Below are 12,402 nucleotides of genomic sequence, written 5' to 3' on the forward strand. Positions count from 1 at the left end.
TGATTCTTAATCAATCTTATTCAACAACGTCAATACCCATTGAGCGTGCAGTACCTGCAATAATGCGTGATGCGCTCTCAAGGTCATTAGCGTTGAGATCCTCAAGTTTGGTCTGTGCGATCTCACGTACCTGAGCGATGGTTACTTTACCAACTTTTTGGGTGTGAGGAACACCAGAACCTTTTTGGATACCAGCAGCTTTGAGTAGCATTTTTGCTGCAGGTGGAGTCTTGAGCTTGAACTCGAATGAACGATCTTCATAAACAGTGATCTCCACTGGCACAACATTGCCGCGCTGACCTTCAGTAGCAGCGTTGTATGCCTTACAGAACTCCATGATGTTAACACCATGAGCACCAAGCGCTGGACCTACTGGAGGAGCTGGGTTAGCAGCACCAGCTTCGATCTGGAGTTTAATCAGACCAGTAACTTTTTTCTTCTTTGGAGCCATCGTTATACCTACTTCCTTGGTAACAGGCCATGCCATTATTGATGGTTCCAAGACATGACCCGTCCGGATGCCTCATCCTCTGCACAAAAACCATGCTCAAGGACTTAAGCCACCGGGAAAATATATGCTTAACTGCGCAAAACACGCGAGGTTAAACCTTACCCTAAAGACAAGCACTAAGCAAAAACGCTATGTGCTGCCCAAATGCCCACACAACTGCAAGCACGCAACCAGGGCGATTAGTTCACTTTCTCCACTTGGTCAAAGGTCAATTCCACTGGAGTTTCGCGTCCGAAGATAGACACCAGTGCTTGAATCTTGGCATTTTCTTGATCTATGTCAGAGATCGTCGCAGAAACACCTGCAAGAGCACCAGTCAAAATGGTAACCGCTTCACCTGGCTGGTAGTCCACAGCAACCTGTGGCTTCATGCTTTCCGTAGGCATTGCCACGATCTTCTCACCTTCGGCATTGGTAGTTGCCTTGCCTTCGGTTTCTTCCACGTTCTCTTGTGGCATGAGGAACTTTGCAACGTCACGATGAGAAACTGGAGTAGCTGTACCCTCGTTACCAACGAAACTGGTCACACCAGGAGTGTCTCGCACCACAGAACGCACTCTGTCGTCGAGATCCATACGCACCAAAACATAACCCGGTAGTAACTTGCGTTTTACTAACTTGCGCTTGCCGTCGCGAATTTCTACAGCTTGCTCCACTGGCACGACAACATCGTAGATAGATTCCTCAACCTCAAGAGTCTGCGCACGCATATCGAGATTGGTTTTTACTTTATTCTCATATCCGGAATAACACTGAATAATATACCATTGACCAGGTAGTTTCTTTAGGTCGCGGATATATTTACGCAACCGAGCACGATACTGAGCATCAGGCGTTTCTTCGCTTTCAGATTCAGCCTCAGCTATTTCTACGTCCGCTTCTTGAACAGGCTGCTCGACGACTTCCAATTCCGATGCCTCTTGCTCAAATTGCTGGGCTTCTTCTTGGCTTTCTTGCTCTAGCGTCTCTTTAGCAGCTTCACTAAAGACGGCGGCAAAACTGCCTTGTGCTTCATTCTCGCTCATTGTGCTACTCCTTTTTCATTTTTCATTCATTAGGCATATACGACACTACCATGTGCATATCACGCTTATGTTCTGGTTAGATCCAATGAATTATCCCGCCGTTTCACTAGATGAACTAGGAAAATACGACGGGATAATAACGCTATGTACCCATAATAGCTATGGGGTAAATATCTTCTCAACTCCAAGCCCGGCAAGGAAATCCACACCGGAGACTAATACGGTCATAGCGATAAGAAAACCAAAGGTAATGAGAGTGTAATTGACCATTTGGCGACCAGTAGGCCAAATGACCTTGCGCATCTCTTTGCCTACCTCAGGGAAGAAATGAGCAATGCTATTCTTCTTCTCTGAATCCGCACTACCGCTAACGCTCACGCGTTTAGCTTCCATGTCAGCAGTGGAAGTGGTGCTTACACCCGCAAGCTGACGCTTACCTGTTGGACGTGCAGCACTTTTGACTTGCTGTTCTTCCGACATGGCACTCCTAAACCCTTAATAATTGAGATTTCTAAAATAGGACAACATGACAACTATAGCAAAAAGCGACATACTGCCCAATCCTGCATATGCAAAATGCCGGCCATCTCCCATATAGCAAGGATATGACCAGCATTAATACCTGGCAGGGGCGACAGGACTCGAACCTGCAACCTACGGTTTTGGAGACCGTTGCTCTACCAATTGAACTACGCCCCTATGGTGCAGAAGAAAAAAATTTCCTCGTAGCGATGGCGAGAATTGAACTCGCGACACAGCGATTATGAGTCGCTTGCTCTACCACTGAGCTACACCGCCAAAGTTGTTAGAACGACCTGTTAAAACAACAGAGCCCCCTGACAGAATCGAACTGTCGACCTTTTCCTTACCATGGAAACGCTCTGCCGACTGAGCTAAGGGGGCGAAGTTTCACACCAGACTCAAGCAAAAACTGCCTAAGACTTTCCTTGAAAACCTCCAAAAGATTACCCCGAATGAAAGCAAGAATACAAATCGCCTGCATAACACTTATTTTCATTCGGGAAACACTCAACACCCTACGGCTTAAACACTCTCAGAAGTATGTGCAGCACGCTCAACAGATGTCACCCCAGATACGCAAGCAACCACATCACCAGCACTCTGTGCTGCTAATACACGTTCTCGGAAATCAGTTTTCGTGAGCGCAGCAGCCAACTTTGCCAGAATTTTTAAGTGCTGCTTAGCCGCACTATCTGGCACTGCAATGAAAAAGACAAGATTGACTGGTTTCCCATCTGGAGCCACCCAATCAATTGGTTCACGCAAGCGAGCCACAGCGAGAACTGGATGCGTTACCGCAGCTGTCTTAGCGTGTGGAATTGCAACACCGTCGCCAACGGCAGTGCTGAACTTTGCTTCACGCTCCACCGCGGCACTGAGTACCTGGTTTTTATCGCGCACACGATCAGCGCTGGCGTCGATAAGCGCACGCAATACACCATCTCGATCAGATTCTTCTAAGTCCAAGAGCACTGTTTGTTCGCGTAATAATCGCTCATCTTGCTCTTTGTTTTCTTTATCCTCTTTACCGCGGCTAAAAGCAATACCAACCAGCATAACTGCCGCAGTAGTGGCAACACCTGCTGCGAGAGCAAGGAAAAATTGCACTACCCCATCCACAGCGCCGACCATGGCAACAATAGGACCCCCATGCATGACATTATCGCCCACGCCCAACACGCCAGCGACCGCACCTGCTACGGCACCACCAAGCACGTTGGCAGGAATAGCTTGCAGTGGTCTAGCCGCAGCAAGAGGAATCGCCCCCTCGGTCAGACCGAAAAATCCCATGAGCAACGCAGCAGTTCCAGCATTACGCTCCGACTCATTAAACCACTGACGACGAATAAAGGTTGCCAATCCTAGCGCCAAAGGCGGAACAGAAATAGCTGCCGCAACCATACCCATAGGGTGTGGATTACCAGCGGCAATGAGCCCCCCACCAAAGAGAAACGCAGTTTTATTGAATGGTCCACCCATGTCAAAAGCAATCATGGCACCGAGTACAGCGCCAAGGATAACCACTGAGCCACCGTCGAGAGTTTTCAGTGCCTGAGTAAGCGACTCAAAGAGTGCCGCCACCGGATGCCCAATAACAAAAATGAACAATAAGCCCACAATCAACGTGGTGAAGATCGGAATAATGATAATGGGCATAATTGGTGCAATAAACTTATTGACCGGTATTTTTCGGATGCCCAGAGCCACATACCCAGAAAGCACACCAGCAATAATGCCGCCAATAAACCCAGTACCCGCCTCGGAATCATAAAGCGAGCCTGTCACTGCCACCATGCCCGTAATAAAACCAGGAGCAAGACCAGGGCGATCAGCAATACCAACTGAAATATACGCCGAGAGAACTGGCACCATAAGGCTAAACGCCAACACCCCTAGTTGCTCAATTGTCGACCAAAAAGAGCCCTCAGGCACCACCAATCCCTGTGCCGTCGGTTCACCACCCAGAGAAAGCGCGAATGCCAGTAACAATCCGCCTGTCACAACGAATGGGATCATATACGACACACCATTCATCAGCGCTTGATAGGTATTATGCCCCACTGCACGAATCGACATCCCACCAGCAGTACCCGCGCCGGCTACCGCATGAGCAGAATCAGCCTGCGCACCAACTCCAGCACCCCCGACGCCAGCCAAAACTGGAGCTTCTAATGCCTGCTCAAGTAACTGCTGTGGACGTTTAATTGCCTCATCGACGCTCACCGTTAATATCGGTTTAGCAATGAACCGATCCTTAGCAATAACAACATCAGCGGCTATGAGCACAGCTGCAGCTCGTTCTATATCTGCCGAGCTAAACGCTCCCTCAACACCAATAGAGCCATGCGTCTCAATTTTCAACTCGACACCAGCGTCTTGTGCTGCTGCCTCAAGTTTTTCTGCTGCCATATACGTATGTGCGATACCCGTCGGACAAGCAGTAATGGCAAGAACCAAAGGTTTTTCCGTCATGGCTAAAACTCTAGCAGCCTCACCCGACAGACAAGGGGCAATAGGGTCAAGGAGCAAACCAGAGCTAAACAAAAAGCGTGATGATTTTCATCATCACGCTTCTGGTGCCAGGTAGAAGATTCGAACTTCTGTAGGCAATGCCGACGGATTTACAGTCCGCTCCCTTTGGCCGCTCGGGCAACCTGGCAACAACATGGCATAAATAATTATGCTCCGCTGCGATACATACTGTACTACGAACCCCTAGCATAAATGCAAATCAGCATGAAAACAGCTAGTTTTCTCCCCTATTTCACCCCACTCGGCTAACAGTAAATTGCGCCAAAGAACGCAATGCTTGGGTCGTGGCATTATCAGGAAGTTTTTTCAGATGTTGCTCAGCAACACCAAGATAGTGATGAACGTCGTCGAGCGCGCGTTGCTTACCAGAAGACTGCGAGAGCAAATCAATCACATGGCTAACCGTGCGCTCATCGTGAATTGGACCAGTGAGAATCTCACGCAATTGCTCGCCAATAGGGGAATCCTCTTCCAGAGCATAGAGCACAGGCAAGGTAAACACGCCTTCGCGCAAATCAGTTCCAGGTATTTTTCCCGACTCAGCGCTATGAGAGAAAATATCGATAAAATCATCAACAATCTGGAAAACCATACCAATTGCCGCACCATAGCCACGCAATGCGTCGATATGCTCCTGAGAAGCACCTGAGTGAAGGCTGCCGAGATACCCGGCCGAAGCGATAAGCACACCCGTTTTCTCTTCAATGACTTTCATATAATGCGCAACAGAGTTGCTCTCACCAGCACCGATAGTTTCTCGCATTTGACCGGTAACCAAAACACCAAACGTCTCAGCAAAATGCAGCACAGTAGGAATACCCAGCTCCCCCATCAGACGAGAGGCATGGGCAAGCAAAATATCCCCGGCAAGAATCGCAACAGAATTATCCCACCTAGCATTTGCACTCTCGACGCCACGGCGTCGATCAGCCTCATCCATAACATCGTCATGATAGAGCGTGGCAAGATGAGTCATCTCTACCACGGCAGCAGCTTTGATAACATCCGCGCACAATGGTTTTGTGCCATAGTTGGACGCGAGCAGAGCAAACATCGGGCGAAAACGTTTCCCGCCTGCTTGAGCAAGGTGCAACACCTTATCCGTAATAAAATCTGCGCCTTTATTGAGCTCTCGGTAGAGTAGTTCTTCTACCTCACCAAGCCCCTGATTAATGCGCGCATTGAGTTCACTATCACCAAGATCAACTCTTGCCCCGACTGCGCCATTACTCATGCTTATTCAAGCCCTCATTCATATTTAACGACATGACTATTATCAACTACCTAACTTAACATCACGATGAGCTTTTTAATAAGTTTAATGAGTACAAAATCATCAGCAGTATTAGCAATGAGAAAAGATAACCTGACACAATGAGTAGTGTGAGTAAGCAAAACCAGAGCACCACCACTGAAAACACAAGGAACGCAAGCGCAACAGAAAAACAAACCACGCAGTCGCATATCACCACAGATGTCCTGATTGTCGGAGCAGGTCCTGCCGGTAGCGCTGCAGCGATTCATAGCGCTCAGCGTGGTTTTCATACGGTACTCGTCGATATGGCAAATTTTCCACGAGATAAAACGTGTGGCGATGGTCTTACCCCGCGCGCAATCAGCGAACTCGCTCAACTAGGGCTTGCCCGCACCATTACTGACGCATACACTTCTCAGGGATTGAAACTGCATGGCTTTGGCGGAAGCGTTACTGCCCCGTGGCATGACTCAACCTATGGCACCATTGGCTCAGCAATGCCCCGAGTGCAATTCGACCAACTCCTCTTTGATCGCGCGCGCTCCATGCCCGAAGTACAGCCGCTCACCGGAAGTGCAGCAGTAAAAGTAGAGCTAGAAGGTCATATTCGTAGCGTAGAGCTTGCCGACGGCACCCGTATCTTCCCTCGCTTTGTGATTGTCGCAGATGGAGTACGCTCCACATTTGGCAAACTTTTAGGGCGCACATGGCACCGAGGCGAAGTATATGGCATTGCTGCACGCTCCTACTGCACTACCCCCTATGCAGATGAGCCGTGGATTCATTCTCATCTAGAACTACGCGCCCCAGATAATAGCGTTCAGCCTGGTTATGGCTGGATTTTCCCTTTAGGTACCCACAATGGCACGGCTAATGTTGGCTGTGGTGCACTATCGACGGCAAAAAGACCAGCAAAAATTAACACCAAAAAGCTACTCGCTCACTATGTATCCCAAACAAGTGACCAGTGGCATTTTGGTACCCCACAACAGGTCACTTCTGCCCTTTTGCCTATGGGGGGTGCTGTCAGCAATGTTGCAGGTGCTAATTGGTTACTCATTGGCGACGCCGCCGCCTGCGTCAACCCGCTCAATGGCGAAGGAATTGACTATGGACTAGAAACGGCTCGGTTGGGCGTCGAACTGCTTGGGGAGCATAAAGACCTCACATTCATCTGGGGGCAAACCTTACGTGACCACTATGGTGAAGCATTTTTATTAGCTCGAACTGCAGCCAGGTTACTCACCTATCCCCAGTTTTTACCCGTGGTTGGACCACTTGCCTTAGGCAAACCCTTCGGCTCCTTGCTCATGCCAGCAGCAGCACGACTGATGGGTAACCTAGTGAGCGAACACGACAAAGATATCGTCGCTAGAGCATGGCGCTTGAGTGCGAAAACCATTGGAAAACTCCGCGGGAATACCCCATTATGGAGCTAATTTCTGGCTAGATAGGCATGAAGATTGCCATAGTAGCTCATCACACGGTTATATAACACTAACAACTGGAATACCAGGGTGTCAGCGGATTCTTTATTAAGAAAGGATTGCTATGAAAGATGCAATCGTGTCTGGGCTACAAAAGCTAGGCAAAGCACTCATGGGTGCAGTGGCAGTAATGCCTGTCGCCGCAATTCTCATGGGTATCGGATATTGGATAGATCCCACAGGTTGGGGTGCAGATAATGTCGTTGCTTCGATACTCATTAACTCAGGTTCAGCAATCCTCGACAACCTGGGCTGGATTTTTGCCATTGCGCTATCTTTCGGCTTAGCCAAAGATAGCAATGGCGCCGCAGTCCTTTCTGGGTTCATCGGCTATGCCACAGTAACCAAACTTATCGGCCCAGATACTGTCGCCTCATACAAAGGCATCGACCCCGATTCCCTCAGTGGTGATGCAGCCGTCGATTGGGCAGCACAAGGTTGGGCAGCCATCAACGACAAAAATGTTTTTATCGGCATCCTCGTAGGTATCTTGGCTGCATGGTGTTATAACCGCTTCCACACCACCACACTGCCTGACTTCCTCGCCTTCTTCTCCGGACGCAGGCTCGTACCAATCCTGACCGCACTATTGTCCATTGCCCTTGCCGGTGTGCTCTACCTGCTCTGGCCTATTCTCTACAGCGGACTATTCAACTTCGGTCAGTGGATCCAAAGCATGGGTGCCCTTGGCGCCGGTATCTATGGTTTTATCAACCGTTTGCTCATCCCAACTGGACTCCACCACGCCCTTAACTCTATCTTCTGGTTTGACGTAGTCGGCATCAACGACATTGGAAAATTCCTCGCTGGTGGTAGCACCATTGCAGATGCAACACAAGCAACCTCAGCAGCTACCTGCCCAGGCATCTGGGATCAAACCACCCGTACTTGCGAGGTAACTGGATATATCGGACGTTATCAGGCTGGTTTCTTCCCCATCATGATGTTTGGCCTACCAGGTGCTGCGCTTGCTATTTATTTACGATCGACTCCTGCGCGTCGAAAAGTAGTCGGCTCACTCATGTTTGCTGGTGCTCTTGCCTCTTTCTTCACTGGTGTCACCGAGCCGCTTGAGTTCTCCTTCATGTTTGTGGCTCCATTGCTTTATGTAGTGCACGCCCTCCTCACCGGACTATCCATGTTCATTGCTGCCTCATTGCACTGGACAGCAGGTTTTGGTTTCTCCGCAGGATTGGTCGATATGTTGCTTTCCGGACGCAACCCATTGGCTCATCAGTGGTGGATGCTCATTATCCTAGGGCTCATCTACAGCGTGGTGTACTTTGTGGTGTTCTACTACCTCATTGGCATTTTCAAGTTGCGCACCCCAGGGCGTGAAGAAGAATCCGAGGACAATGATGCTCAAGAAACAATTACTTCCGACGCTCCTACCTCCGACATTGCCCGCCGCATTATCGCAGGATTAGGTGGAGCCGAAAACATCACCAACTTTGACCACTGTGCTACACGACTGCGTGTCACCGTGAGCGACTATCTCAAAGTCAATGAGAAAGAAATTAAAAAAGCTGGTGTCGCAGGGATTATTCGCCCATCCCAAAAGGCTGTACAAATTGTCATCGGCCCTCAAGTGCAAACAATTTACGACGAAGCACAGCGACAACTCACCACTACCACCGACCAACCCAGCAACCTTCCAGCTCTCACTCTCCTTTCGCCTTTCGACGGCACCGCCATCCCATTGAGTGAGGTAGCCGACGAAGTATTCGCCAAGGAAATCGCCGGAGTCGGTGTTGCTGTGCAACCAAGTACGCAGCAGGATTCTCTCATTGTTCATGCACCACTTGCAGGTAGAATAAGCACTATTCTCAAGACTAAGCACGCTCTTGCGATCCAGGGTGAAGAAAACCTCTCAGTCCTGATTCACTTTGGATTAGAAACAGTCAAGTTAGGCGGCGAAGGTTTTGAGTTGCTCGTCGAAAAAGGGCAAGAGGTACAAGCTGGGCAACCGCTCTTGCGTGTTGATATTGCTTTGCTCCGCAAGCACAATATCGACCTGACCACACCAATTGTGATCAGTGAGAAGAAAGCTATCAGCACCATTGAAGGCAACTATGGCGTAGTACACACTGGCGATCATATTGCCAAGGCGCATACGCACTCCATAGCGCGCTAATGCCTCTTACTGAATGCGATGAGTTACGTTTCTATTAGTTTCTCTTGCACGGCAGTATTGAGTTGTTTATTATTGAAGTTGAACCCTAGGGAATGTCGGTTCCCTAAGGCTTGTGAGTTGCCTCTCTAGTTAAAAAGTTCTTGCAGGAACTTAACTAGAGCAGTAACAAGTTTGATGACTCCAGTCGCTAGTTCTATTTTTTGCATTTTTCTAGCGTTGGAGTCTTTTCTGTTGTCACTGGTAGCAGGCTTCTCACCATGTGGTTCCTCACCTTTAGTAGCCATGATTGGCTCCTCTCGGCTTGTGCTTTCCCCTGGCGAACAGGGGCGGGTGATTCAACCCAAGCGAGGAGCTGCGAACCCGCCCGCCAGAGAAGGAATAAAAGATAATTCACCGCTAGTTAGTTTAGCAAAAATAATTGAGATAACTAGACCCAGAACCTCAATAGTTAGAGGCTATCGCTTAACAGCCGAATGCAACGCCACAATCCCAAAAGTAAGATTCTGCCAGCCGCATTGCTCCCAGCCATTCTCATTGATCGCCCTCGCCAACTGCTCTTGATCTGGCCAAGCACGAATAGAGTCAGCAAGATACTCATAAGATTCCGGATTAGAAGAAACAACTTTAGCCACCGCAGGCAACGCACGCATGAGATATTCTTTATATACTCTGCCAAAAACAGGCACTACCGGAGTGGAAAACTCAGCTACAGTTAATCTGCCACCAGGCTTAGTCACCCGAGCCATCTCCCGCAAACCAGCACGGTAATCATGGATATTACGCAGCCCATACGATATGGTCACGGCGTCGAAAGTATTATCGGCAAACGGCAATCGCATAGCGTCGCCCACTACTTTAGGAACATCACGTTTGTGACCCGCAGCCAACATTCCCTGCGAAAAATCACACGCGACGCACCATGCGCCTGACTTTGCCAACTCAACTGTAGAAACTGCCGTTCCCGCCGCCAAGTCAAGCACCTTTTCCCCCGGCTTAAGCGCCAATCGCTCACGAGTGCGCTTACGCCATAGACGATCCTGCCCCAAACTTAAAATAGTATTGGTGATGTCGTATTTTTCGCCCACTGTATCAAACATACGGGCAACATCATGCGGTTGTTTTTCCAGGGTTGCTTTAGCCACGGTGTCCCATTCTAGCGCCCCATACTCATAGAGCTCAACGCCAACGCACTAGCTCACACCCAGCATCTTCTGCGCCCACTTCGACAGCGGAGCACGCTGCTCGTTCTGCATAATCACACGTTCATAATGCTTAAAGAGTTGCGCACACAATGCTTCCCAGGTGCGTTGGCTGATTCCCTCCCGAGCTTGTCGTCGGAAAGTCGCGTGTTGTGCCCCCAAGAGCTTATCGACGCTTGCCTCAAGATCTTGCTCAAAAGAAGCAACATCAAGCAAAAATCCATTCTGACCTTGGGTAATCAAATCCATAGGGCCACCTGCACGTGGCGCAATGGTAGGAACACCACTAGCGTGAGCCTCTTGAATGGTCTGGCAGAAAGTCTCAAACTCGCCAGGGTGCACAAACACATCAAAACTCGCATAGGCACGTGCTAGTTCTTCACCACCGAGGGCACCAAGGAACCGCGCATTGGGCAGTTTATTCTCCAAATCTGCCCGCTCAGGCCCATCGCCAACAATAACAACCTGCAGGTCACGGCGCTTATTAAGCGCAGCTAAACGATGCACACCTTTTTCAGCAGCAAGCCTACCGACAAAGCCAACAATTTTTTTCTTCCCGCTAGGATCCCATGCAGTACGCAAAGCCATACTGCGCTTATCTGGATGGAACCGCACTGAGTCCACTCCGCGTGCCCAGCGATAGATATTATTGATGCCGTGGATTTTCAGTGCGTCGATAGCGGCTGAACTAGGCGCGAGAGTGCATTGGCACATATTGTGAATAATGCGTGTCCACTCCCAACTAGCTGCTGCTAGTGGCGCTAATTTATAGCGTTGCGCAAAACCGGCAACGTCTGTTTGGTACACAGCTACTGCTGGAATGTGCTGGCGATTTGCTACGAATGCGCCCGCTGCACCCAACACAAAAGGCGATGCAAGGTGAATAACATCGGGCGCGAATTGGGCTATTGCTTCTGCAACCCTAATTCCCGGAACCCCAATGGGTAGGGAGTTGATCCGTGGCACCATAACTGTAGGAACACGAACAATACGTGCGCCTCGGTAGCTAAAAATTTCTTCCTCTAAGCTGCGACCGCCAGGAGCGATAATCAATACTTCATGACCATGTTCTTGGGCGTACTCGACGATACGCAGTACGGAGTTGGTCACGCCATTGACGTTGGGTAAAAATGATTCGGCAACAATAGCTACTCGCATGGCGCCCATCATAATTATGTGCTCTGGCGCTTATGTTTCTTTTCCCTAAAACTACTCTAAAAAGATATTTACAGAAAAGTAAACAAGCATGAAGAGACTAATGCTTACGCCGACGCAGTAGCAATGCCATACACACATCAATAAGCCACCAGAGAAGTGCAAACACAATCGTACTCACTACCAAACAACTTCCAGCTGGAATAAATGATAGTGTCCAGGTTCGACCTTCTACTTTCACTAAATCTGGTTGCGTTTTGGCATATGTCACCCATACGCGCTGCCCTTGGCCTAAACCGGTGGGATAGAGCAAGCCTTTTTCCGGCAGATGATATTTCCCCTGCTCGTCCTGATATTCCACGCTCGTACGAAACCTACCAGTATCTATAACCGTGGCAAGTCCTCTACCAGGATCTTCATTGATTACTTGATCGTTAAGGAAAGGACCTATGACCATAGTGAAACAACCCAATACCACGCAGGCATAAAGAAAAAGCAGAAGTTGGCGTAATCTATGGCGAATTCGCGGCTCGTGTTCTACCGCATACTGCCACAGGCGCTTAGGAAACTTAGGTAGCATTC

At 49.2% G+C, this 12,402-nt stretch carries 11 protein-coding genes and 4 tRNA genes; 2 read left to right on the plus strand and 13 right to left on the minus strand.

Annotated elements, in window-relative coordinates; all coding sequences use genetic code 11:
- Positions 1-16 precede the first annotated feature (16 nt).
- The 9 genes from rplK to EML15_RS09100 form a co-directional block, all read right to left on the minus strand.
- On the minus strand, positions 17-451 hold the full coding sequence (gene rplK, locus EML15_RS09060) for a 50S ribosomal protein L11 (RefSeq protein WP_144275560.1): 435 nt from the start codon (positions 449-451) through the stop codon (positions 17-19).
- A gap of 239 nt (positions 452-690) precedes the next feature.
- Positions 691-1,536 carry a transcription termination/antitermination protein NusG gene (nusG, locus tag EML15_RS09065; protein WP_144275350.1) on the minus strand — a complete coding sequence of 282 codons (846 nt, stop codon included), beginning with the start codon at positions 1,534-1,536 and terminating at the stop codon, positions 691-693.
- A gap of 159 nt (positions 1,537-1,695) precedes the next feature.
- A complete protein-coding gene (secE, locus tag EML15_RS09070) occupies positions 1,696-2,016 on the minus strand; it encodes a preprotein translocase subunit SecE (protein WP_144275348.1) in 321 nt (106 codons plus the stop codon).
- 143 nt (positions 2,017-2,159) lie between these two features.
- A tRNA-Trp gene (locus EML15_RS09075) sits at positions 2,160-2,235 on the minus strand.
- Positions 2,236-2,262: 27 nt separating this feature from the next.
- A tRNA-Met gene (locus EML15_RS09080) sits at positions 2,263-2,334 on the minus strand.
- 32 nt (positions 2,335-2,366) lie between these two features.
- A tRNA-Thr gene (locus EML15_RS09085) sits at positions 2,367-2,439 on the minus strand.
- A gap of 141 nt (positions 2,440-2,580) precedes the next feature.
- Positions 2,581-4,530 (minus strand): fructose-specific PTS transporter subunit EIIC, encoded by a 1,950-nt coding sequence (locus tag EML15_RS09090; RefSeq protein ID WP_144275346.1) that lies wholly within the window; start codon positions 4,528-4,530, stop codon positions 2,581-2,583.
- A gap of 102 nt (positions 4,531-4,632) precedes the next feature.
- Positions 4,633-4,717 (minus strand) — tRNA-Tyr (locus EML15_RS09095).
- Positions 4,718-4,822: 105 nt separating this feature from the next.
- Entirely contained in the window at positions 4,823-5,824 is a 1,002-nt protein-coding gene (locus tag EML15_RS09100) for a polyprenyl synthetase family protein (RefSeq protein ID WP_144275344.1), read from the minus strand.
- A gap of 230 nt (positions 5,825-6,054) precedes the next feature.
- Between EML15_RS09100 and EML15_RS09105 the strand changes: the two genes are divergently transcribed.
- Both EML15_RS09105 and nagE read left to right on the plus strand, forming a co-directional pair.
- Positions 6,055-7,284: a geranylgeranyl reductase family protein gene (locus EML15_RS09105; protein ID WP_255456011.1), complete on the plus strand. Its 1,230-nt coding sequence runs from the start codon at positions 6,055-6,057 to the stop codon at positions 7,282-7,284.
- Between the two features lie 112 nt (positions 7,285-7,396).
- The gene (gene nagE / locus EML15_RS09110; protein ID WP_144275340.1) at positions 7,397-9,466 is read left to right on the plus strand and encodes an N-acetylglucosamine-specific PTS transporter subunit IIBC; all 2,070 of its coding nucleotides are present in this window, start codon (positions 7,397-7,399) and stop codon (positions 9,464-9,466) included.
- 125 nt (positions 9,467-9,591) lie between these two features.
- Here nagE and EML15_RS09115 read toward each other — a convergent pair whose 3' ends face one another.
- From EML15_RS09115 to EML15_RS09130, 4 genes are all read right to left on the minus strand, one after another.
- Entirely contained in the window at positions 9,592-9,750 is a 159-nt protein-coding gene (locus EML15_RS09115) for a hypothetical protein (protein ID WP_185967241.1), read from the minus strand.
- A gap of 171 nt (positions 9,751-9,921) precedes the next feature.
- Positions 9,922-10,608 (minus strand): demethylmenaquinone methyltransferase, encoded by a 687-nt coding sequence (locus EML15_RS09120; protein ID WP_144275338.1) that lies wholly within the window; start codon positions 10,606-10,608, stop codon positions 9,922-9,924.
- 48 nt (positions 10,609-10,656) lie between these two features.
- Positions 10,657-11,823, minus strand: a complete 1,167-nt coding sequence (locus tag EML15_RS09125) for a glycosyltransferase family 1 protein (RefSeq protein ID WP_144275558.1) — start codon at positions 11,821-11,823, stop codon at positions 10,657-10,659.
- Positions 11,824-11,920: 97 nt separating this feature from the next.
- Entirely contained in the window at positions 11,921-12,400 is a 480-nt protein-coding gene (locus EML15_RS09130; RefSeq protein ID WP_144275556.1) for a DUF3592 domain-containing protein, read from the minus strand.
- Positions 12,401-12,402: the final 2 nt, after the last annotated feature.

The sequence above is a fragment of the Corynebacterium sp. sy017 genome (assembly GCF_017918135.1).
GTDB lineage: Bacteria > Actinomycetota > Actinomycetes > Mycobacteriales > Mycobacteriaceae > Corynebacterium.

Excerpts from the sequence above, each read along its gene's own strand:
- EML15_RS09130 (WP_144275556.1), bottom strand. The coding sequence starts at position 12,400 with ATGCTACCTAAGTTTCCTAAGCGCCTGTGGCAGTATGCGGTAGAACAC.
- nusG (WP_144275350.1), bottom strand. The coding sequence starts at position 1,536 with ATGAGCGAGAATGAAGCACAAGGCAGTTTTGCCGCCGTCTTTAGTGAA.
- nagE (WP_144275340.1), top strand. The coding sequence starts at position 7,397 with ATGAAAGATGCAATCGTGTCTGGGCTACAAAAGCTAGGCAAAGCACTC.
- EML15_RS09115 (WP_185967241.1), bottom strand. The coding sequence starts at position 9,750 with ATGGCTACTAAAGGTGAGGAACCACATGGTGAGAAGCCTGCTACCAGT.
- EML15_RS09090 (WP_144275346.1), bottom strand. The coding sequence starts at position 4,530 with ATGACGGAAAAACCTTTGGTTCTTGCCATTACTGCTTGTCCGACGGGT.
- secE (WP_144275348.1), bottom strand. The coding sequence starts at position 2,016 with ATGTCGGAAGAACAGCAAGTCAAAAGTGCTGCACGTCCAACAGGTAAG.
- EML15_RS09125 (WP_144275558.1), bottom strand. The coding sequence starts at position 11,823 with ATGCGAGTAGCTATTGTTGCCGAATCATTTTTACCCAACGTCAATGGC.
- EML15_RS09100 (WP_144275344.1), bottom strand. The coding sequence starts at position 5,824 with ATGAGTAATGGCGCAGTCGGGGCAAGAGTTGATCTTGGTGATAGTGAA.
- rplK (WP_144275560.1), bottom strand. The coding sequence starts at position 451 with ATGGCTCCAAAGAAGAAAAAAGTTACTGGTCTGATTAAACTCCAGATC.